The sequence below is a fragment of the Streptomyces sp. Ag109_G2-15 genome, from assembly GCF_900215565.1.
GTDB classification, from domain to species: Bacteria; Actinomycetota; Actinomycetes; order Streptomycetales; family Streptomycetaceae; genus Streptomyces; species Streptomyces diastatochromogenes.
The window spans coordinates 3999517-4021788 of record NZ_OCNI01000001.1 but is presented as its reverse complement, the minus strand read 5'-3'; the positions used below and the strand labels follow the sequence as shown (position 1 = coordinate 4021788).

18 protein-coding genes and 1 rRNA gene are annotated in these 22272 nt (G+C 70.6%); 9 read left to right on the top strand and 10 right to left on the bottom strand.

Going from position 1 to position 22272, the window contains the following annotated elements:
* Positions 1-40: 40 nt before the first annotated feature.
* Entirely contained in the window at positions 41-553 is a 513-nt protein-coding gene (locus CRP49_RS18050) for a hypothetical protein (RefSeq protein ID WP_097254294.1), read from the bottom strand.
* 303 nt (positions 554-856) lie between these two features.
* Between CRP49_RS18050 and CRP49_RS18045 the strand changes: the two genes are divergently transcribed.
* Complete coding sequence (locus tag CRP49_RS18045) at positions 857-1333, top strand: Rv3235 family protein (RefSeq protein ID WP_257033430.1); 477 nt, start codon at positions 857-859, stop codon at positions 1331-1333.
* A gap of 186 nt (positions 1334-1519) precedes the next feature.
* On the opposite strand, the gene secA is transcribed toward CRP49_RS18045, so the two are convergent.
* Positions 1520-4330, bottom strand: coding sequence for a preprotein translocase subunit SecA (gene secA, locus CRP49_RS18040; protein WP_097254292.1), 2811 nt, complete (start codon positions 4328-4330; stop codon positions 1520-1522).
* Positions 4331-4583: 253 nt separating this feature from the next.
* Here secA and CRP49_RS18035 point away from each other — a divergent pair, with 253 nt between their 5' ends.
* Entirely contained in the window at positions 4584-5156 is a 573-nt protein-coding gene (locus tag CRP49_RS18035) for a GNAT family N-acetyltransferase (protein ID WP_097254291.1), read from the top strand.
* 62 nt (positions 5157-5218) lie between these two features.
* Positions 5219-6421 (top strand): winged helix-turn-helix domain-containing protein, encoded by a 1203-nt coding sequence (locus CRP49_RS18030; protein ID WP_097254290.1) that lies wholly within the window; start codon positions 5219-5221, stop codon positions 6419-6421.
* A gap of 3 nt (positions 6422-6424) precedes the next feature.
* On the opposite strand, the gene CRP49_RS18025 is transcribed toward CRP49_RS18030, so the two are convergent.
* From CRP49_RS18025 to mtrA, 6 genes are all read right to left on the bottom strand, one after another.
* Complete coding sequence (locus CRP49_RS18025; RefSeq protein ID WP_097254289.1) at positions 6425-7171, bottom strand: response regulator transcription factor; 747 nt, start codon at positions 7169-7171, stop codon at positions 6425-6427.
* Positions 7172-7373: 202 nt separating this feature from the next.
* Entirely contained in the window at positions 7374-8066 is a 693-nt protein-coding gene (gene hpf, locus CRP49_RS18020) for a ribosome hibernation-promoting factor, HPF/YfiA family (RefSeq protein WP_373560394.1), read from the bottom strand.
* 307 nt (positions 8067-8373) lie between these two features.
* Complete coding sequence (locus tag CRP49_RS18015; protein WP_097257425.1) at positions 8374-9249, bottom strand: ComF family protein; 876 nt, start codon at positions 9247-9249, stop codon at positions 8374-8376.
* Positions 9250-9418: 169 nt separating this feature from the next.
* A complete protein-coding gene (locus CRP49_RS18010) occupies positions 9419-11269 on the bottom strand; it encodes an LpqB family beta-propeller domain-containing protein (protein ID WP_179851664.1) in 1851 nt (616 codons plus the stop codon).
* Positions 11259-13361, bottom strand: a complete 2103-nt coding sequence (mtrB, locus tag CRP49_RS18005; RefSeq protein ID WP_179851663.1) for an MtrAB system histidine kinase MtrB — start codon at positions 13359-13361, stop codon at positions 11259-11261. Before mtrB ends, CRP49_RS18010 begins: the two co-directional genes overlap by 11 nt.
* A 1-nt stretch (position 13362) precedes the next feature.
* On the bottom strand, positions 13363-14052 hold the full coding sequence (mtrA, locus tag CRP49_RS18000) for a two-component system response regulator MtrA (protein WP_187279108.1): 690 nt from the start codon (positions 14050-14052) through the stop codon (positions 13363-13365).
* A gap of 387 nt (positions 14053-14439) precedes the next feature.
* Here mtrA and CRP49_RS17995 point away from each other — a divergent pair, with 387 nt between their 5' ends.
* Positions 14440-14982 (top strand): hypothetical protein, encoded by a 543-nt coding sequence (locus CRP49_RS17995; RefSeq protein WP_097254287.1) that lies wholly within the window; start codon positions 14440-14442, stop codon positions 14980-14982.
* Between the two features lie 88 nt (positions 14983-15070).
* On the opposite strand, the gene mtnA is transcribed toward CRP49_RS17995, so the two are convergent.
* On the bottom strand, positions 15071-16213 hold the full coding sequence (mtnA, locus tag CRP49_RS17990; protein WP_097254286.1) for an S-methyl-5-thioribose-1-phosphate isomerase: 1143 nt from the start codon (positions 16211-16213) through the stop codon (positions 15071-15073).
* A 140-nt stretch (positions 16214-16353) separates the two neighbouring features.
* Here mtnA and CRP49_RS17985 point away from each other — a divergent pair, with 140 nt between their 5' ends.
* Genes CRP49_RS17985 through CRP49_RS17965 form a run of 5 tightly spaced genes read left to right on the top strand, consistent with a single transcriptional unit; the run spans position 16354 to position 22015 of the window.
* Positions 16354-17736 (top strand): glycerophosphoryl diester phosphodiesterase membrane domain-containing protein, encoded by a 1383-nt coding sequence (locus CRP49_RS17985; RefSeq protein ID WP_097254285.1) that lies wholly within the window; start codon positions 16354-16356, stop codon positions 17734-17736.
* A 4-nt stretch (positions 17737-17740) separates the two neighbouring features.
* Entirely contained in the window at positions 17741-18523 is a 783-nt protein-coding gene (locus CRP49_RS17980) for a DUF4129 domain-containing protein (RefSeq protein ID WP_097254284.1), read from the top strand.
* Complete coding sequence (locus CRP49_RS17975; RefSeq protein ID WP_097254283.1) at positions 18520-19716, top strand: DUF4350 domain-containing protein; 1197 nt, start codon at positions 18520-18522, stop codon at positions 19714-19716. Before CRP49_RS17980 ends, CRP49_RS17975 begins: the two co-directional genes overlap by 4 nt.
* Positions 19716-20705 carry a MoxR family ATPase gene (locus CRP49_RS17970; protein ID WP_097254282.1) on the top strand — a complete coding sequence of 330 codons (990 nt, stop codon included), beginning with the start codon at positions 19716-19718 and terminating at the stop codon, positions 20703-20705. The genes CRP49_RS17975 and CRP49_RS17970 overlap by 1 nt, the downstream gene beginning before the upstream one ends.
* The gene (locus CRP49_RS17965) at positions 20705-22015 is read left to right on the top strand and encodes a DUF58 domain-containing protein (RefSeq protein ID WP_097254281.1); all 1311 of its coding nucleotides are present in this window, start codon (positions 20705-20707) and stop codon (positions 22013-22015) included. The genes CRP49_RS17970 and CRP49_RS17965 overlap by 1 nt, the downstream gene beginning before the upstream one ends.
* Positions 22016-22101: 86 nt before the next feature.
* Here CRP49_RS17965 and rrf read toward each other — a convergent pair.
* Positions 22102-22218, bottom strand: a 5S ribosomal RNA gene (gene rrf / locus CRP49_RS17960).
* Positions 22219-22272: the final 54 nt, after the last annotated feature.

Below are 22272 nucleotides of genomic sequence, written 5' to 3'. Positions count from 1 at the left end.
CGCACTGACAGTCAGCGCGGGCCGACAGCCCGGGACCCGCTCAGACCCCGCCCACCAGGTTGGGAATCTCCTGCGTGGCGTACCACAGCAGCTCATGGTCGTCGGCGCCGTCCACGACGAACTGCGCGTCGTCGTCCCCGCCGTCGGCCGCCTCCAGCGCCTCCGCGGCCGCGGCCACGTCCTGCTCCGCGTCATCGGCGTCGACATGCACCGCCGCAGCCTTGGCGAGCGCCACCGTACCGGCCACCGTCACCTCGCCGAGCGCGGTCGGATCGAGCCCGCGGTCCGGGTCCGCCGTGGCGGCGCCGTCGGACACGTCGACGGCGACCACGACCCGGCGCCGTACCGCACCCGGATCGGCCGCCAGCAGTCGCAGCGAAGCCAGCGCGGCCCGGCTGAGCGCCGCGTACTCCAGCTCCTCGATGTCCTCGGAGAGGTACCACTCACGCAGGGCGGGCGTGACGGCGTACGCGACGAAGGGGCCGGTCCCCAGCTCACCCGTCTTGTGCGCCTCGGCGAGACCGGGGAGGGTCAGGGGGACGTAGACGCGCATGGCTGGCCGCTCTTTCCTGGTCACCGACGGGCTTTCAGGATACGTGCGCCCGTCCCCTTTCGAGTCCCCACCCACACCCCCGGCCGCGTCCACCCACCGCCCCACACTTCACCCGGTCCCCCCGCTCAACCACGGGATTTCCAGGCCCTCTCACCACCCGGATAAGTGAACGTATCCACCCCCTCACCACCCACCCCACGTTCCTTGCGGCGGCCACCCCCACCCCCGTACAAGATCCCCACCAGCGAGTTACCGCCCGGTATCCCCCGGGCCGACCGAACGGGGACCCCGATGAACAAGGTCATGAGCCGCAAGCCCCAGCCCCGCCCGCACCACCGCCCGCCGACCCGCCACGACTCCCGCCGCCCCGGCAGCGCCCCACCCCGCAACCCCGCCCGCAGCAGGGCCCGTACGGCGCCGGAAGCGGCCGTGGCGCAGCCGCGCCCCACCGACCTCTTCGCCGACCGCCTGCTGGCCGTCCTGAGCGGTCAGCGCCCCGTCCACTGGATGCTCCGGCACACCGCGGGCCGCGCCTACGACGACCTCGCCCACCTCGCCGAACGCGGCCCCCTCCGCACCCACGGCACCCGCCCGGTCGTCCACGACATCGGCTACTACGTCCCCCGCGCCGGCGCCCTGGAGGTCTTCGCCCGCATCGCCGCCGGCAACCAACTACGCGCCATGGCCTTCCGCCTGGAACGAGGCAACGACCACCGCTGGCGCTGCACAGCAGTAGAACTGGAAGGCCCCAGGCCCCCACGTAACCCAGAGCCTGCGTAGCTGCGGGCAGTCGTGCCGCTGGGGCGGCACGGGTGGGCGCAGCGGCACCCCGCAAGCGCGGGCAAGCGAAACCCACCCCCGCCCAGCCACAGCACAGCGCACCGAAGCAACCACCCGCACCACAAGCCAAAGGGCCGAGCCCCCGAAGGAGACCCGGCCCTAAGTCAACGGCTGAAGCACCGCAGGCTACTTCTTGCGGCGCCGCCCACCCTTCGCCTGCCGACGCCGCTCCGCCCGCGTCAGCCCGTCCGACTCGGACCGCACAGGCTCATCGTCCTCGAGGTCGCGCTCCACGACGCCGCCCTCACCGTCCACGGTGGGCGCGGAGAAGTGCAGATCCCGCCGCTGCGGAACATCCAGCCCCTTGGCCCGGATCTCCGGACGCGCACCGGCCTGCGCCGGCTCCGTGTCCTGGACACCCTCCGCCACCGGCTGGGCCTCCTCGACCGGGACCTCCTCGACCTGCTGCTCGACCTGGACCTCCAGGTTGAACAGGTAGCCGACGGACTCCTCCTTGATGCCCTCCATCATCGCGGTGAACATGTCGAAGCCCTCGCGCTGGTACTCGATCAGCGGGTCCTTCTGCGCCATCGCGCGCAGACCGATGCCCTCCTGGAGGTAGTCCATCTCGTAGAGGTGCTCACGCCACTTGCGGTCGAGGACCGACAGCACGACCCGCCGCTCCAGCTCTCGCATGATCTCGGAGCCGAGCTGCGCCTCCCGGGCCTCGTACTGCTCGCGGATGTCGTCCTTGATGGACTCGGAGATGAACTCGGCGGTCAGACCGGCCCGGTCACCGGCCGCCTCCTCCAGCTCCTCGACGGTGACCTTCACCGGGTAGAGCTGCTTGAAGGCACCCCACAGCCGGTCCAGGTCCCAGTCCTCGGGGAAGCCCTCGGCGGTCTCCGCGCCGACGTACTCGTCGATCGTGTCGTTCATGAAGTGCTGCACCTGCTCGTGCAGGTCCTCGCCCTCCAGGACGCGGCGGCGCTCGCCGTAGATGACCTCGCGCTGCCGGTTGAGCACCTCGTCGTACTTCAGAACGTTCTTACGCGTCTCGAAGTTCTGCTGCTCGACCTGCGACTGCGCGGACGCGATCGCGCGCGTGACCATCTTGTTCTCGATCGGCACGTCGTCCGGCACGTTCGCCATCGACATCACGCGCTCGACCATCTGGGCCTTGAAGAGCCGCATCAGGTCGTCACCGAGGGAGAGGTAGAAGCGGGACTCACCCGGGTCGCCCTGACGGCCGGAACGACCGCGCAGCTGGTTGTCGATACGCCGCGACTCGTGCCGCTCGGTACCCAGCACGTACAGGCCGCCGAGCTCCTCGACCTCGTCCTTCTCGGCCTTGACCGCATGCTCGGCCTTCTCCAGGGCGGCGGGCAGGGCGTGCGCCCACTCCTCGATGTGCTCCTCGGGGTCGAGGCCGCGCTGACGCAGCTCCGCCTCGGCGAGGTCCTCGGGGTTGCCGCCGAGCTTGATGTCCGTACCACGGCCGGCCATGTTGGTGGCCACCGTCACGGCGCCCTTGCGGCCGGCCTGGGCAACGATCGTCGCCTCGCGCTCGTGGTGCTTGGCGTTCAGCACCTCGTGCTGGATGCCGCGCTTGCTGAGCTGCTGGGAGAGGTACTCCGACTTCTCGACGGACGTCGTGCCGACGAGGATCGGCTGGCCCTTCTCGTGCTTCTCGGCGATGTCGTCGACGACCGCCTCGAACTTGGCGACCTCGGTGCGGTAGATCAGGTCCGACTGGTCCTTGCGGATCATCGGCTTGTTGGTCGGGATGGGGACCACGCCGAGCTTGTAGATCTGGTGGAACTCGGCGGCCTCGGTCATCGCCGTACCGGTCATGCCGGAGAGCTTGCTGTAGAGGCGGAAGAAGTTCTGCAGGGTGATCGTGGCGAGCGTCTGGTTCTCGTCCTTGATGTCCACCCCTTCCTTCGCCTCGATCGCCTGGTGCATGCCCTCGTTGTAGCGGCGGCCGGCGAGGATACGGCCGGTGTGCTCGTCGACGATCATGACCTCGCCGTCGATGACGACGTAGTCCTTGTCCTTCTTGAAGAGCTCCTTGGCCTTGATGGCGTTGTTCAGGTAACCCACCAGCGGCGTGTTCACCGACTCGTAGAGGTTGTCGATGCCCAGCCAGTCCTCGACCTTGGAGACGCCGTTCTCGTGGATGGCGACCGTGCGCTTCTTCTCGTCGACGTCGTAGTCGCCGGTCTCCTCCATGCCCTTGAGCGGGTTGCCCGCCTCGCCCTTCTTCAGGCGGGTGACCAGCTTGGCGAAGTCGCCGTACCACTTGGTGGCCTGGTCGGCCGGGCCGGAGATGATCAGCGGCGTACGGGCCTCGTCGACCAGGATGGAGTCGACCTCGTCGACGATGGCGAAGTTGTGGCCGCGCTGGACGAGCTCGTCCTTGGACCACGCCATGTTGTCGCGAAGGTAGTCGAAGCCGAACTCGTTGTTCGTGCCGTACGTGATGTCGCACTCGTACTGCTCGCGGCGCTGGGCCGGCGTCATGTTGGCCAGGATGCAGCCGACGGTCAGGCCCAGGAACCGGTGGACGCGGCCCATCATCTCGGAGTCGCGCTCGGCCAGGTAGTCGTTGACCGTGATCAGGTGGACGCCGTCGCCGGAGAGGGCGTTCAGATACGCGGGCAGTGTGCCGACGAGGGTCTTGCCCTCACCGGTCTTCATCTCGGCCACGTAGCCGAGGTGGAGGGCGGCGCCACCCATCATCTGCACGTCGTAGTGCCGCTGGCCGAGGACGCGCTTGGCGGCCTCGCGGACGGTGGCGAACGCCTCGGGGAGCAGGTCGTCCAGGCTCTCACCATCTGCGTACCGCTGCTTGTACTCCTCGGTGAGAGCCCGCAGCTCGGCGTCGGAGAGGTCGACGAAGTCCTCTTCGATGGAGTTGACCTGGTCCGCGATGCGGTGCAGCTTGCGCAGGATCTTGCCTTCGCCTGCACGCATGATCTTCGAGAGGACGGACACGGGAGCTGGTCTCCTTGCCGATCGGGCCTGGGACGGTCGGTTTTCCTTTTCACGTACTGAGCAACGGCCATCGTATGCGAGGACCTGGCTGCGCCGGGAGGCCTGGCGGCCCGACGGCTGCTTCACCCAGGACAACGGGCGGGCCGCGCGGATAGTGCCGCCCTGCGAGAAGGAATTGCGCGAAATGTGATCACCCGCTCACGCACGGCGAAAAACGCTGGCGTGGCGCGGTCCGCCCGCGCAGAATCGGCCGATGGAACCCGTAATCCTCCCCACCGACCGTCTCGTGCTGCGCACCGTCGGCCCGGACGACACCGAGGCGGTGTACGCGGCCGCCCAGGACCCCGACCTGCAGCGCTGGATCTCCCAGTTCCCGTCGCCGTATCTCCGTGAGCACGCCGAGAGCTTCACCGGGCAGATGGTGCCCGACGGCTGGGCGAACGACTCGATGTACACGTTCGGCGTGTTCCTCCCCGAAGGGGAACTGGCAGGGATGCTCGGGATCACGATGCGTGCGCTGGGTGTCGGCGAGGTCGGGTTCTGGGCCGTGAAGGAGCACCGCGGCCGCGGCTACATCACCGAGGCCACGCTCGCCGCCGCCCGCTGGGCCTTCCTCGCGCTGTCCGTCGACCGCCTGGAGTGGCGCGCGGAGGTCGGAAACGGTCCCTCGCGCGCGGTGGCGGAGCGCGCCGGCTTCACCATCGAGGGCACCCTGCGCTCGGCGATCAACAACAAGGGGGTACGCCGGGACTGCTGGCTGGGCTCCCTGCTCCCCTCGGACCTGGGCCTGCCGTCGACGGCGCCGTACCTGCCCGCCCGGATCTGACCCAGCCGGGCGAAACCGCAGGTCATCCCGCACTGTCAGTGCCACCCCCTATCGTCCGACCCATGACGACCCTGCCGCGCCCCACCACCACCCTCACCGCGGACGACGCCCGCCGAATCGCCCTTCGGGCCCAGGGCTTCCTCGGCGCGCCCGACCGGCGGGCCGGGGTCCGCGGGGTGCTCCGCCACCTCGGCGCGGTCCAGCTCGACACGATCTCGGTCCTCGCCCGCTCCCACGAGCTGATCCCGTACGCCCGCCTCGGCGCGGTCGGCCGCAAGACCGTCGAGTCCGCGTACTGGAACCCTGCACCGACTGGCGCGCCTCCGGCACAACGCCATGCCTTCGAGTACTGGTCGCACGCGGCATGCATCCTCCCGGTCGAGGAGTGGCCGCACTTCGCCTTCCGCCGCCGCGCCTACCGCAACCGCCCGCACTGGAACCACCAGCTTCCCGACGGCGTCTACGACCAGGTCATCAAGCAGCTGCGCACGGAAGGACCGCTGACGGCCACGGAGTTGGGCGGTGCGAAGAAGACCAACGACTGGTGGGACTGGTCCGGCACCAAGGTCGCCGTGGAGCGGGCGCTGATGTACGGCGAGGTGGTGTGCGTCGAGCGCCGCGGCTGGAAGCGGGTGTACGACCTCGCCGAGCGCGCGATCCCGGACGCGCTGCTGCACGACGAGCTGGACGACACCGAGTGCGTGCGCCGTCTGGTCCGGCTGGCCGGTGAGTCCCTGGGTGTCGGCACGCGCGCGGACATCGCGGACTACCACCGCCTCAAGGGCGAGCAGGTCGACGCGGTGATCGCCGACTCGGGTCTGGTGCCGGTCGAGGTGGAGGGCTGGGGGAAGCCTGCCTGGGCGGACCCGGCGGCCCTCGCCACACCGCCGCGCGGCCGTCACCGCACCACGCTGCTGTCCCCGTTCGACTCCCTGATCTGGGAGCGGGCGCGCACGGAGCGGATTTTCGGCTTCACCCACCGCCTGGAGGCCTACGTCCCCAAGCCGAAGCGGGTCTACGGCTACTTCGCGATGCCGGTGCTGGCCGGCGGCCTGCTGGTCGGGCGGGTCGACCCGGCCCGCGAGGGCCGCACGCTGGTGGCCAGGCAGGTGACCCTGGACGGCCCGAAGGCGGTCCCGGCGGTCGCACAGGCCCTCGTCGAGGCGGCGACCTGGGTGAACTGCACGGACGTCCGCGTGGAACGCGTCGACGCACCGGAACTCCACGAGCCCCTCACCAGGGAACTCGCGGCCCTTCTCGGCTAGGAGCTAGCGGATCTCGAGGATCTTCTCCCGCATCGCGTAGACCACCGCTTCCATCCTGGAGTGCAGTTGCAGCTTCTCCAGGATGTTGCGGACGTGGTTCTTCACGGTGTTCTCGGAGATGAACAGCTCCTTGGCGATGTCCCGGTTGTTCATGCCGGTGGCGACGAGCTTGAGAACCTCCAGCTCGCGGTCGGTCAGCCGCGGCGCGGGCACCAGCCGGCGTTCGTCGGTGCGCTGGATCATCGACTTGAACTCGGTGAGGAGTTTGGACGCCATGGACGGGCTGATCTGCGACTGCCCGTCGGCCACCGCGCGAATGGCGGTGGCCACCTCGTCCGTGGAGATCTCCTTGAGGAGATATCCGGTCGCACCCGCCTTGATCGCGTCGTAGAGGTCGGCCTCCTCGTCGCTGATCGTCAGCATGATGATCTTCGCGCTGGGGGCGACCTCCTTGATGGAGGTGCAGGCCTCGATCCCGCCGCGCTTGGGCATACGCACGTCCATCAGCACGATGTCGGGCAGCAGATCCGCGGCCTTGTCGACGGCCTCGGCGCCGTCGCCCGCCTCGCCGACGACCTGGATGTCCTCCTCGGCCGCGAGCACGATCTCCAGGCCACGGCGGAAGAGGGCATGGTCGTCCACGACCAGGACTCTGATCGGCTCCTGGCGCGAAGAGCCCGTGTCCGGGCCCATGCCGCTGACACCGTCGCCTGCGTCAGCGTCTCGCATCGGTCCGAAGGTGTCCGCCATCGTTCCTCCCCCTGAGGCTGTGGCCTGTGGTCCTGTGCCATGCCAACCCAAGGCAGCGGCCCACCGGTTGGGCCGGTGCGGCCATGATTTCATGCCTGGACGACGCCGAGGTGACGAGCGGGGCGCGAAGTGGTCGCACACGGATGCCCCTGGGGGCGCACACACGCATCCAGGGGCACCGGCTCAGCTTCTGCCAGGTGGGTCAGCCACCCAGCGTGCCCCCTGCCGCCGGGGGCTGCGCCTCAGCGACCATCGGGTCCGTGCTGAGGTGGATGACGCCGTAGTCGTAGGCGTGTCGCCGGTAGACGACGCTCGGCTCCTTGGTCTCGGAGTCGACGAACAAGTAGAAGTCGTGGCCGACCAGTTCCATCTCGTAGAGGGCCTGGTCGAGGCTCATCGGGGCGGCGACGTGCGTCTTCTCGCGGACGATCAGGGGACCTTCGCCCTTGACCTCCAGCGAGCCGATCTTCTTGGTCGGCACGCCGTCCGTCTCGTCTTCGTGGACGGGGAGGCCGTTGCCGTTGAGCGTCGCCACGCCCGGGACGTGGTCGGGGACCTCCGCCGCCGAGATCCGGCGTGCCCCGCGCCGCGAGAAACGCTTGTCGTGCTGCTTGCGCAGCCGGGCGTCCAGCTTCTCCGCCGCCAGGTCGAGTGCCGCGTACGGATCGCTGGCCGCTGCCTCCGCCCGGATCACCGGACCGCGGGAGCGGAGCGTGATCTCCACTCGGTCACACCGGTCGGCCTGACGGGGGTTGGGCTCCTTGGACACCTCGACGTCGAGGCTGATCACCTTGCCATCGAGCTTCTGGATCTTCTCCAGATTCAGCTTCTCGGCCACGTGCTTGCGGAACCGCTCGGGCACCTCGGTCTTGCGGCCCTTGACGACGATGTCCACGCAGAACTCCGTTCCCGGATCGCTCCGCTCCATCGGCGGAGCATCTCCCTTTTGCACCCGGTTCCGGTGAGCCCCGGAACCTCGGACTCGGTGACTTCACCTCCTCCTCCCCCATGGGCAAGATCTCCACCCCAGCGCTGCGGGTGATTGCGGAAAACCCGCAGCACGGCATTCGGATATGAGAGGTGTGGCCTGCGCCTTTCCTCACAACCGAACATATCTCGCCCGGACGGATGTCGTCACCCTCTACTGCGGCGTACCTCCGTTCAGGTGAATTGACCCTCTCACTACCTGCAACGATGCAGGTTCATGCCCAGTTCCTGTTTATTTCAAAAGAATCCCTCGGAGCGGCGACCACGGCTGCGCGCAGCGTCTCTCCGACGTCGTGGGGCGCCACTATTTCAGGTGCACCGTGCACCCAGTTCTCCCTCTCCAACCATGCTCCGATCCGTTGTTCCCCCCTTCCTTCCCGAGTTACGGCCTCGTACACAGCCGTTCCCCCATTGCGGCGTGATACGACCGCCTCCCGCAGGGCCCGCGCCGCCTCCGCGAGGCTCGCGCCCGTCGTCATCAGATCGTCGACGACCACGACACGGCCCCCGGTGAGCAGCCGCTCCCCGCCCGCCGTCACCTCCAGCGCGCCGGCGAGGTTCTCCAGGCGCTGCCGGGCGTCGAGCGCCGCCTGGTCCGCCACGACCCGCCGCTGCCGCAGGACGGCGGCCACCCGGGCCGGTGTCCCGGTGCGCCGCAGCTCACCGGCCGCCGCGAGCGCCATCCGCCGCACCGGATCATGCCCGCGTGCCCGCACGGCCCACCGGGCGGAGGGCACGGGGACGAGCAGCACGCTCCCGGACCCCCGCCGTCCCGTGCGCGCACCACCGGGCCCGCCCGGCCCGAGACCCACCCGCACGGCCCCCGCCAAGGCCGCGCCCAAGGCCCCCGCGACCGCCAGCGCACCGCGCTCCTTGTGGGCGAGGAGGAGAGCCCGCACCTCCGCCGCGTAGGGAGCCGCCGCGTGCACCACCGGCAGCCCGGGCGGCTCCGGCACCGGCCGCACCCGGCCCGGCGCGGCACCGCCCAGTGCGGTCCGGCACCGCGGACACAGCTCCGTACGAGGTGCCCCGCAGCCCGCGCAGTCGGCCGGCAGCACCAGGTCGGTGAGGTCCTGCCACCAGCCCCGCATGTCCACCACTGTGCCAACACCCGGGACGACCGGCCACCCCTGTGGAAAACGCCCTGTGGACAGCCCGGAACAACGCCCACCGCTCATCACCCACACGAGTGACGGCCGTATGGACGTCCACGCGGGACGGACGTCCACGCGGGGCAGACATCCACGCCGAACGGCGTTCTCAGCCCGGATAGACCGGCGCGGTCCCGTCCTTGTCCACCTTCTGCCACTGAGCCCCGGACGGCAGTCGTACGATCCCGTCCTCCGAGTAGGCCACCAGCGGCACCCGGTCGTCCTCGGACGCGGCGATCGCCTTCACACCCGACAGGGCCGCGGGCGCCGGACCGTCCAGAGTGGAGCCGTCGACCTGGACGTACCGCAGCTGATGCACGCCTCCCTGCTCCAGTCCGACCACGACCAGCCGGCTGTCCCCGGCCCAGGACATGGCGGTGACCTGCTCCAGATCGGGGGCGGCGGAGCGCAGTTCGACGACCGCGGGACGAGCCCCCGACTTGTCGTCGCGCTCGATCCGGCCGATGAGCAGGGACTGCTTGCCGTCATCCTTCTCCACGACCAGGGCGACCCGCACCCCGTCGGCGGCCACCCGCACGTCACTGATGCGTCCGGGCAGGTCCGGGATGGTGACCTCCACCGGCTTGCCGACGCCCTGATCCAGGTGCTCCAGGACGTACAGCTTCGGATGGCGCGGGTCGCGGTCGGCCACCCACAGGTCACCGCGGGCGTCCCAACTCGGCGTGGTCAGCCGGTCGGTCGCGGTCGCCCCCTGGCTGCTGACCACCGCTTCCCCGAGCGAACTGCTGGACGCCGGCGAGGTCACGTACAGTGCCTTGCCGTCGGCACCGACCCCCGCCACGGTGTGCTCGTCCCGCGAGACGGCCACCGACTGCAGCTCCTTCTCGCCCTCCCCCAGCGGGCCCGGCACCGGAACGGCGCTGGTCCCCGCGCTCTCGGTGGGCAACCGCACCAGCCGGTGCTTGCCGTCGAGGAAGTACAGGTACTCGGGGCGCTGGGCCGAGGCGTGCCAGGCGGCGGACTCGGCACGCTCCTCGGTGAGGTCGCACAGCTGGTGGCCGCCGGGCCCCTGCAACTCGACCGACTCCAGCGTCGGCGTCAGGTTCCGCAGCGTGAACAGCAACTGGGTCGCCATCTCCCTGCACTTGGCGGCCCCTGCCCGGGAGGCCTTGGAGTTCAGCGGCACCGTCAGTCTGTTCTGGTCGTCCGGCGTCAGCCCCGACGTGCCCTCCTGCAGGGCCGTACCGGTCGGGAAGCTGGACCTGACGACCGGCCCGAGCCAACTGGTGGGCCCGCGCAGCAGCGACCGCACCATCTGGGTCATCGGGTCCACCTTGCTGCGGACGAACACCGGGTCGGCGACCGCCACCGGCTGCCCGGTCGCCCCGACCGTCGTGGTCGAGGCGAAGTAGTACTTGTTGACGGACGTGTAGTTGCGCTGGAAGTCCGACTTACCCATGACGACGCCCTGGGGCAGCGCGTCGATGCGCCACTGGCCGCTCTTGGCGTCCTTGGTGAGGTGCACCTTCTTGCTGTAGGGCCCGGCGGCAGGTGCGTACGCCTCCTGCGCGTCGACCGTGGCGACCAGGCTGCCTGAAAGGACGTAGGTGAGGCTGCCGGCGTCGGCCGCCTCGCGGCCGTGGGGCTGCTGGCCGGGCACGGCGCTCGGTCCGTTCGCGAGGACAGTGGCCGACCGCTCCGGTCGCCAGGTGCGCGCGGCATCGGCGGTGAGGTACTTGCGGGCAGTGTCGTACTGCGGATCGTCGCTGGTCAGGGCCTCCAGGAAGCCCTGCATGATCTCGCCGGGCTCGGCGTCCTCGGCGGGCGGCATGGCGAACACGCGCACCCCTGTGTCCTGCCGCGGCGTGGACTCGACGTCCCGCAGGTCCCCGCTGTCGGGCATCGAGGCGCACCCGGCCAGCAGAACGACCCCGCAGGCCGCGTAGGCCACCGCGCGTCCCGGCCTGCGCCGGACGCCCCCCTCGCGGTCAGCGCCCACGAAATGCCTCCCCTGGCTCGGTCGAGTCCTTGGGCCCGGCCGGATCCGGACGGCCCGTGTGTGTTTCGGGTGCCGGATCCGCCGCGGGTCTGTCGTCGGGGCGCCGGGCGCCCCCGGTGGGCCGGGGCACCACGCGCGCGCCGTTGCCGTTGCCGGGCAGCGCGGTCGGGTCGGCGGCCGGGGTGACGGAGGCCAGACGCGGGGCGATCGGGGCGCGCGCGGGCAGCGGCGGTACCTGGCCGCCGCCCGGCTGCACCGGAACGGTCGCCCGCTTCTCCTCGCCCCCGCGGGGCAGGCCGGCGTCGTCGAGTCCGCGGTTGCGCCGCGAGTCCTTGGGTTCCAGCGGTATCGGCGAGCCGCGCAGTGGTTCGTCCGCGGTCCGCGGCAGCGTCAGCCGGAACTGCGAGCCGCCGCCCGGCTCCCCCCAGGCCTGCAGCCAGCCGCCGTGCAGCCGGGCGTCCTCCAGGGCGATCGATAGCCCGAGGCCCGTACCGCCGGTGGTACGCGCGCGTGCCGGGTCGGCCCGCCAGAAGCGGCTGAAGACCCGGGTCGCCTCGCCGGGCTTGAGTCCGACGCCGTAGTCGCGCACCGCGATGGCGACCGCGCCGCCCGCGGCGGCGAGCTTGACGATGACGTCCTTGCCCTCGCCGTGCTCAACGGCGTTGACGACGAGATTGCGCAGTATGCGCTCCACCCGTCGGGCGTCGGCCTCGGCGACGACGGGCTGCTGGTCGCCGACTACGCGTATGTGGGTGCCCTTGCGCTCGGCGAGCGGCTCGGCGCCGCCGACGACCCGCCGCACGACCTCCCTGAGGTCTATCGGCTCGGCCTCCAGCGCCGCGGCGCCCGCGTCGAAGCGGCTGATCTCCAGCAGGTCCGCGAGCAGCGACTCGAACCGGTCCAGCTGGTCGGCGAGCAGCTCGGCCGACCGCGCGGTCACCGGATCGAAGTCCTCACGGGCCTCGTGGATGACGTCGGCGGCCATCCGTACGGTCGTCAGCGGCGTGCGCAGCTCGTGCGAGACGTCGGAGACGAACCGCCGCTGCATCCGCGACAGGTCCTCCATCTGCTGGATCTTCACCTGGAGGTTCTGCGCCATCTTGTTGAAGGCCTCGCCCAGGCGCGCGATGTCGTCCTCGCCGGTGACCTTCATCCGCTCCTGAAGGCGCCCGGCGGACAGCCGCTCCGCGATCCCGGCCGCCATCCGCACCGGAGTGACGACCTGTCGCACCACCAGCCAGGCGATGGCTCCCAGGAGTACGACGACGAAGAGCCCGGCGGTCGCGAGCGTGCCCTTGACCAGGCTGAGCGACTTCTCCTCCTGGGTGAGCGGGAAGAGGTAGTACAGCTCGTAGGGGCGGCCGTTGGGGTCGTTGACCTGCTTGCCGATGACCAGCGCCGGCTGGGACTCCTTGCCGTTGGAGTAGACGATCCGGGTGTAGCTCTGGGCGGCCGTCGTACTGCTGTTGATCCGCTCGCGCAGGTCGGCGGGCACGCTGAAGGAGGGGTCGACCTTCCCGGAGCCGCGCGGGCTGCGGCCGCCGCCGCTGTCGTCGCCCACAGGGAGCGTCACAATTTCGAAGGCACCGGCACCGCCGCTGGAGAGCGAATCCACGAGGTCACTCATCCACGGGATGACGTTCTGCGACTGCCGTCCGTCGGCCGTGGCGGTGCCGTCGCCGCTGGTACCCGGGCCCGTGCCGCCGGCCGCCTCGTCGGCCTTCTGCTTGGCCACCGCGAACCCGCCGGTGGCCTGACTCTGCGACGCCTTCACCTTCGCGTCCAGCAGGCCGTTGCGCACCTGCCCGATCACGACGAAGCCGAGCAGCAGGACGACACCCAGCGACATCAGCAGGGTCGTGGCGACGACCCGCAGCTGGATGTTGCGCCGCCACAGCCGCATGACGGGCAGCAGCGGGCGGCGCACCCAGCGCATGAACAGGCGGACGACCGGACTGCCCTGGACCCCGCCCTGCAGCAGCCCGCCCTCGAAGAAGCGTCCCCAGCCCGAACCCGCCGCCTTCCGGCCGACAGGCCGCCCCGGACGGGCCCCGGACCGGCCGGGAGCCGAAGCGGTCCTGTCTCCGGACATGTCAGCTCGGTCCGGCCTTGTAACCGACACCACGGACTGTCACCACGATCTCCGGCCGCTCCGGGTCCTTCTCGACCTTGGAGCGAAGCCGCTGGACGTGCACGTTGACGAGCCGCGTGTCCGCAGCGTGGCGGTAACCCCACACCTGCTCGAGCAGCACCTCACGCGTGAACACCTGCCACGGCTTGCGGGCCAGCGCGACCAGCAGGTCGAACTCCAGCGGGGTCAGCGCGATCGACTGCCCGTCCCGCTTCACCGAGTGCCCGGCCACGTCGATGACCAGGTCACCGATGGTGAGCTGCTCCGGCGCCGGCTCCTCCGACCTCCTGAGCCGCGCCCGGATCCGGGCCACCAGCTCCTTCGGCTTGAACGGCTTCACGATGTAGTCGTCGGCGCCCGACTCCAGGCCCACGACCACGTCGACGGTGTCGCTCTTGGCCGTCAGCATCACGATCGGCACCCCGGACTCCGCCCTGATCAGGCGGCACACCTCGATACCGTCACGGCCGGGCAGCATCAGATCGAGCAGCACCAGATCGGGCTTGCTCTCACGGAAAGCGGCCAGCGCCTTGTCGCCGTCGGCTACGAAAGACGGCTCAAAACCTTCACCACGCAGCACGATACCGAGCATCTCGGCCAGTGCGGTGTCGTCGTCGACGACAAGGACTCGTCCCTTCATAAACGACATCATCCCATTCTCATAACAGCGACAGGCGCCCTGGTGAGGCAGGTCACGGCCTCGTGACGATAGTCGTAGGAGCCCGTCACTGTCTGCCTTCGTCCGCCGACGTTGATGTCAGCCACGGATGTCAGCTACCCAGCGCAACCACTTCTGAGATCGCCCATGCGTTCCCTCGTCATCATGTCTGCACTGGCTACCGCCATTGCACCAGCCGCCGCCCCCATCGGCCCACGCGCCTGCCGCTGTGCCTCCGGGACACGTGCACTTCTGGCCCGAACCGCGACGAAGATCGACGGAGTCAGCGACACCACGATGGGCTGCGAGCCCGGCCGAACCACAGGGTCGTGTGTCGCTCTCTGAGTGTTCGATGGCCGCTCTCTCGGCGCTGAACTCCTCATGCCCAAGATGCTCTTCGAGACCGCTCTGAGGTTCATGAAGCTGCAGCCCGGCCTCACCGCCAAGCAGGCCGTCGCGAAAGCCAAGAAACAGAACCCGATGTTGGCCAACCTCGACACGAAGGAGCTGGAGCGGAAGCTCGAGGAACAGGCGGCCAAGGACGCCGCGAAGGCGAATCCGACCGCTGCCGCCAAGCCGGCGGGGCCGGCCCCGGGCGTGTACTTCATCAGGCGCTCCGACAACGAGTACCTCACCTTGCAGGGCGGCAATCCGTCGCCCGGCAAACCGGTGGAGGTGGAGCGCTTCCGGGCTGAGCCAGCACAACAGAGGCAGGTGGAAATGGCGGGGACCGACGGCAGCGGCACCACCCACACCCTGTGCAACCTCGCCGTCCCCACCTACCTCGGCTACGACGGCAAGCCGCAGGCCAACATGATGAACCGCGGCCCCGGCCCGGCAGCCGCCGCCCACCACTACAGACCTCGCACCTTGCGGCAGACGAACGATGCCCCCTGCACGCCACCTGATATGGCATTGCCTTGATGTCAGCCTCAGATGTCAACAGCCCCTTCGTCTGCGGATCACCACAGGTGGAGGGGCCGTTGCCGTTGATCGACGCGACTTCATCCCATTAGCTGGTCGTTACCTGGCGTGACCTGTCACACAGCTCCGCAAGAGCCTCGGTCGTCACAGGAGAAACGGCCCCCTCCTCAGTGACGATCGCCGTCACCAGCTCGGGCGGCGTCACGTCGAACGCCGGGTTGTACGCCTGGGTCCCCAGGGGTGCCACCGGAATCCCGCCTCCTGCTCCTGTCACCGGCACCTGGGGTGCTGTGACCTCGGTCACCTCATAACCGGGGCGCTGCTCGACCTCGATGGACGCCCCGTCCGGCGTCTGCGGGTCGACCGTCGTCACCGGGGCCACCACGATGAACGGCACATGGTGGTACCGCGCGAGCACCGCGAGCGGATAGCTCCCCACCTTGTTCGCCACCGAACCGTCGGCCGCGATCCGGTCCGCCCCGATCAGCACCGCATCCACCTCACCCGCCGCGAACAGCGAACCGGCCGCGTTGTCGGTGAGCAAGGTGTACGCCATGCCGTGGCGGGCCGCCTCGTACGCCGTCAGGCGAGCCCCTTGCAGCAACGGACGCGTTTCGTCCACCCACAGCCGCCGCAGCCGCCCCGCACGGTGCGCGGCGAGAGTCACCGCGAACGCCGTGCCCTCCCCGCCCGACACCAGCGATCCGCTGTTGCAGTGGGTCAGGATCCGCTGCCCGCCACCCGGCAGCAGCTCGTCCAGCAGCGCCAGGCCGTGGGCGGCCATCCGGGCGCTGGCCTCGGCATCCTCCCGGTGCAGAGTCCGCGCGGCGGTCAGCGCCGCCGTCGCCGCCGCGGTCGGATCGCCCGTACTCGCGAGCGCCGTGCGGTAGGCGGCCTCGGCTCTGTGCACCCCGACGGAAAGGTTCACGGCGGTCGGCCGGGCACCCTCGAGCGCCCGCGCGGCCTCCTCCACGTCGAAGCCCCGCGCGGCGGCGAGCGCCACGCCGTACGCCCCGGCGATACCGAGCAGCGGCGCCCCGCGCACGGCGAGCGAGCGGATCGCCTCCACCAGCGCGGGCGCGTCCGTGCACACCAGCTCGACCTCTTCGCCGGGCAGCCTCGTCTGGTCGAGAAGGACCAGTACGGGACCTTCAGGTGGTTCCTCCCATCGGAGCACAGGGATCTCGGTCGGCCTCTTGTCCTCGCTGGATTGCGCGTACTGATCAGCCATGCGGTCAGTCTGCCCCGGATCCGGCGGACAATTGAAGGTGTGCAGGCCCTACCGCGGCCGGTCACGTGGTGACCACCCCATGGCACGATGTCTGCCAACCTGCCGTCGCGACCGCGGACGGGCACCGTGAAGGAGCATCGATGACAGACACTCCGGGCTGGGCCTCGCCCGGATCCGCCTCGTCGCCCGACGGGCGGGAACCCGGCGCGTCCGGCCCCGCCGAGCCCACCGACCGTCCCGGCCCCGCCGAACCGGCCGCGCAGCCTGGCGCAGACCCGCAGGGCCAAGGCCCGAAGTGGTCCAAGGACCAGCCGCCGGCCGGCCAGTGGTCCGCGCCCACGGGTCCCCCGAGCCCTGGCCAGGCCCCGCCACCCCCACCGCCCGGCCCGGGCTGGGGCGGCGGGTACGGCGGCGGACAGCCCGGCGGGTACGGAGGCGGCTCCTACGGCGGTCCTCCTGGCGGCCACGGTGGCTACGGCACCCCCGGCGGCTACGGAGCCTGGGGCGGCGGCTGGGGCGGCCCCCCGCCCGCTGCCAAGCCCGGCGTGATCCCGCTGCGCCCGCTCGGCGTCGGCGAGATCCTCGACGGTGCCGTCTCCACCATGCGCACCTACTGGCGCACGGTCCTCGGCATCTCGCTCACCGTCGCGGTCCTCACCCAGCTGAGCGTCATCCTCCTGCAGGGCCTCCTGCTGAACGACGAGACCACCAGCACCCTCAACGACCGCAGCGCCTCGGCGAGCGAGATACTCCAGGCCGTGGGAGCGGTCATGGCCGGCACCGGTCTCGTGGCCGTGATCTCCGTCGTCGGCACCATCATCGCGACCGCCCTGCTCACGACGGTCACCAGCCGCGCCGTCCTCGGCAAGCCGGTCAGCACGGGCGAGGCCTGGCGGGACGCCCGCCCGCAGGTACCGAAGCTGTTCGGTCTGCTCCTCCTGCTGGGCCTCATCGCCGTCGGTGTGCTGCTCTGCGGCGCGCTGCCCGGCATCCTCGTCGTCGTCGCCGGTGGAAACAAGGGAGCCGGCATCGCGCTGATCGTCCTGGGCGTCCTCGCCGCCGGCATCGTGGCGGTGTGGCTGACGGTCCGCTTCTCCCTGGCCTCGCCCGCGCTGATGCTGGAGCGGCAGAGCATCGTGAAGTCGATGAGCCGCTCCGCGAAGCTGGTCCGCGGCTCCTGGTGGCGCGTCCTCGGCATCCAGCTGCTCGCCGGGCTCATCGCCAACATCGTCTCGTCGCTCGTCGTGATCCCCTTCGCCCTCATCGCGGGCGCCGTCAGCGGCGACGGGATGGCGGGCCTCTTCGCCCCCGACGCACAGAGCCCCGGCTGGAGTTTCCTGATCATCAGCGGCATCGGTTCGGTGATCGGCTCCATGATCACGCTCCCGATCAACGCGGGCGTCACCGTGCTCCTGTACATCGACCAGCGGATCCGCCGCGAGGCCCTCGACCTCGAACTGGCCCGCGCCGCCGGCGTCCAGGACTACGGCGCCGGCGCCCCCGGCCCCGTCCCCGGGAGCTGATGCGGTGAGCCTGACGGGGGGAGTTCTCACGGCGGCACCGGCCCTGCCGGGCGCCGCCGGATCGGCCGTACGAAGCCTGCTGGGCGCGGCACACGGCACGGTCCTGGCGGCCGGCGGCTCGGGCGACGAGCCGCCGGTGACCATTCCGCGCGATCCCGCGCGGGAGGCGGCGCGCCGTGAGCTGTCCAAGCGGATGTACCACGAGAACGACCCCAGCCTGCTCCAGCGCGCCCTGAACGCCTTCTGGGACTGGCTGGACAAGCTGTTCAACACGGCCGCCTCGGCGACACCGGGCGGCACGCTCGGCCTGCTCGTCGTCGTCCTGTTCGTCCTCGCCGTGCTGGCCGCCCTGTGGTGGCGCCTGGGCACTCCGCGCCGCCAACCGGTCTCCGCCACAGCCCTGTTCGACGAGCGCCCCCGCAGCGCCGCCGAACACCGCGCGGCCAGCGAGGCACACGCCGCCCAGGGCCACTGGAACCAGGCCGTCCAGGAACGCATGCGAGCCATCGTCCGCTCCCTGGAGGAACGAACCCTGCTCGACGTCCGGCCCGGCCGCACCGCCGACGAAGCCGCCGCCGAAGCCGGCCGCACCCTCCCGGCGCACACCGACCGACTGCGCTCCGCCGCCCGGGAGTTCGACGACGTCACATACGGCGGACGCAGGGCGAGCGAGCAGTCGTACCGGCGCATCGCCGAACTCGACCGCGACCTGGAGCGCAGCCGGCCGGTCCTCGCCAACAGCACCAACAGCACGGCCCACAACACCAGCAAGGGGGCCGCCGAATGACCGCCGAGGCCACGTTGCCGACCACCTCGGCGTCGCCCACCGCCCGCCAGATGTGGACTCGCGGGCGAGGCATCGCCGCGGCCGTCGTGCTGATCCTGATCGCGGCCGTCGCGATCGCCGCCGTCCGCTCCCAGACCCGGCACGGCGAACTCGACCCGCGCTCCCCCGATCCCTACGGCAGCCGCGCCGTCGCCGAACTCCTCGCCGACCGGGGCGTCTCCACGCGCGTGGTCACCTCGCTCGGCGCGGCACGCGCCGCCGCCGGCCCGGACACCACACTTCTCGTCGCCGTACCCGACCTTCTGACGCCCCGTCAACAGACCCGATTGCACTCGGCCGTGGCGGACTCCGGTGGCCGCACCATCCTCGTCGCCGCCGGCAGCTCGTCCGTCGAACGACTCGCACCCGGGGTCACCGCGGACCCCGCCACCAGCTACGACTCGACGCTCGCCCCCGACTGCACCCTGCCCGAAGCCCGGCGCGCCGGCAGCGCCGACACCGGCGGCATCCGCTACACCACCACGCACCTCGACGCCGACTCCTGCTACCCCAGCGAACGCCTCGCCACCCTGCTCCGCCTTCCGGCGGCCTCCGGAGACGGCGACACCGTCGTGCTCGGCGCGCCCGACATCCTCTTCAACAAGCGCCTCGACGAACAGGGCAACGCCTCGCTCGCCCTCCAACTCCTCGGCTCCCGCCCCCATCTGGTCTGGTACCTCCCCTCGCTCTCCGACGCTTCCGCCGCCGACACCGGCGAACGAAAGAGCTTCCTCGACCTGCTCCCCTCGGGCTGGCTCTGGGGCACCCTGCAGCTGTTCATCGCCGCGGCCCTCGCCGCCTTCTGGCGGGCACGCCGGTTCGGCCCCTTGGTGCCCGAGAAACTCCCCGTCGCGATCCGCGCCTCCGAAACCGTCGAAGGCCGCGCTCGCCTCTACCGCAAGGCCAACGCCCGCGACCGTGCGGCTGCCGCTCTTCGCTCCACCACCCGCACGCGCCTGGCCCCCCTCGTAGGCGTCCCCGTCGCCCAGGCGCACGCGCCCGAAGCCCTGCTCCCCGCCCTGTCCGCCCACCTCAACGGAGACGGACAGGCCCTGCACTCCCTCCTCTTCGGACCGCCGCCCGGCGACGACGCGGCCCTCATCGCACTCACCGACCAACTCGACGCCCTCGAAAGAGAGGTACGCCGTCCATGATGGACCCGACCACTGACAACGCTGGGAACACCGGGGACCCGGCCGCCGCCCGGGCCGCCCTGGAAGCCCTGCGCACCGAGATCGCCAAAGCCGTGGTCGGCCAGGACTCCGCCGTGACCGGCCTCGTCGTCGCTCTCCTCTGCCGTGGACACGTTCTCCTAGAAGGAGTCCCCGGAGTCGCCAAAACGTTGCTCGTCCGTACCCTCGCATCCGCGCTCGAACTCGACACCAAGCGCGTCCAGTTCACCCCCGACCTGATGCCGAGCGACGTCACCGGCTCCCTCGTCTACGACACGCGCACCGCCGAGTTCTCCTTCCAGCCGGGCCCGGTCTTCACCAACCTCCTTCTGGCGGACGAGATCAACCGCACCCCGCCGAAGACCCAGTCCTCCCTGTTGGAAGCCATGGAGGAACGCCAGGTCACGGTCGACGGCACCCCGCGCCTGCTGCCCGAGCCGTTCCTCGTGGCCGCGACCCAGAACCCGGTCGAGTACGAGGGCACCTACCCCCTCCCCGAAGCCCAACTGGACCGCTTTCTCCTCAAACTGACGATCCCTCTACCCTCCCGCCAGGACGAGATCGACGTCCTCACCCGCCACGCCTCGGGCTTCAACCCGCGCGACCTGCACGCCGCCGGCGTCCGCCCGGTCGCCGGTCCGGCCGACCTGGACGCGGCCCGCGCCGCGGTCGCCAAGACAACCGTCTCCCCCGAGATCACGGCCTACGTGGTGGACATCTGCCGCGCCACCCGCGAATCGCCGTCCCTCACCCTCGGCGTCTCCCCGCGCGGCGCCACCGCACTACTCGCCACCTCGCGGGCCTGGGCCTGGCTGACCGGTCGCGACTACGTCATCCCCGACGACGTGAAGGCCCTCGCCCTGCCCACCCTGCGCCACCGCGTCCAGCTTCGCCCAGAGGCCGAGATGGAGGGCGTGACCGCGGACTCCGTCATCAACGCCATCCTCGCCCACGTCCCGGTCCCCCGCTGATGGCACTCACCGGACGCGCCGCCCTTCTCGCGGCCCTCGGCTCGATCCCCGTCGGCATCCTGGAACCCGGCTGGACGGGCATCCTCGCGGTCAACGGTCCCCTGGCTCTGGCCTGCGCCTGCGACTTCGCACTCGCGGCACCCGTACGACGGCTCGTCCTGTCCCGCTCCGGCGACACCTCCGCACGTCTCGGCGAAACCGCCGACGTCACCCTGACGATCACCAACCCGACCGGCCGCCTTCTGCGGGCACGCCTGCGAGACGCATGGCCCCCCAGCAGCTGGCGGCCCGGCACCGAGGTCGAAAGCTCGCGCCACCGTGTCACCATCCCGGCCGGCGAACGCCGACGGGTGACGACCCGGCTGCGCCCCACCCGTCGCGGCGATCGCCAGGCCGACCGCGTGACGATCCGCTCCTACGGCCCCCTCGGGCTCTTTTCCCGCCAGGGCACCCACAAGGTGCCGTGGACGGTACGAGTCCTGCCCCCGTTCACCAGCCGCAAGCACCTGCCGTCGAAACTCGCCCGATTGCGTGAACTCGACGGCCGCACCAGCGTGCTGACCCGCGGCGAGGGCACCGAGTTCGACAGTCTGCGCGAGTACGTCCCCGGCGACGACACCCGCTCGATCGACTGGCGCGCCACCGCCCGCCAGTCCACCGTGGCCGTCCGCACCTGGCGGCCCGAACGCGATCGCCACATCCTCCTGGTCCTCGACACCGGACGTACCTCGGCCGGCCGCGTGGGCGACATCCCACGCCTGGACGCCTCCCTGGACGCGGCCCTGCTCCTCGCGGCGCTCGCCTCCCGCGCCGGCGACCGCGTTGACCTGCTCGCCTACGACCGCCGGATCCGAGCCCTGGTCCAGGGCCGCTCCGCCGGCGATGTCCTGCCGTCGCTGGTCAACGCGATGGCAACGCTGGAGCCGGAACTCGTCGAAACCGACGCCCGTGGCCTCACCGCGGCAGCTCTTCGTACGGCCCCTCGCCGCTCCCTGATCGTGCTGCTCACGACGCTCGACGCGGCGCCGGTGGAGCAGGGTCTGCTGCCTGTGCTCCCGCAGCTCACCCAGCGCCACACGGTCCTCGTCGCCTCGGTGGCCGATCCGAACATCGCCCGGATGGCTCAGGCTCGGGGAAACGCCGAGGCGGTGTACGAAGCTGCCGCGGCCGCGCAGGCCCAGAGCGAACGTCAGCGCACGGCGGAACAACTCCGTCGTCATGGAGTGACGGTCGTGGACGCGACGCCGGACGATCTGGCCCCGGCACTGGCTGATGCCTATCTCGCCCTGAAGGCGGCAGGCCGGCTCTAATCCGCCGCTGCCAGCCCCCTTCGGGGAAATGACTCCTGAACGCAGAAAACCCCCGCATCGAAGATGCGGGGGTTTTCCCAAAATTTGTTCGGCGGCGTCCTACTCTCCCACAGGGTCCCCCCTGCAGTACCATCGGCGCTGTGAGGCTTAGCTTCCGGGTTCGGAATGTAACCGGGCGTTTCCCTCACGCTATGACCACCGAAACACTATGAAACTGACAACCAGACCATGCGTGGCCACATGGGGCTGTTCGTGGT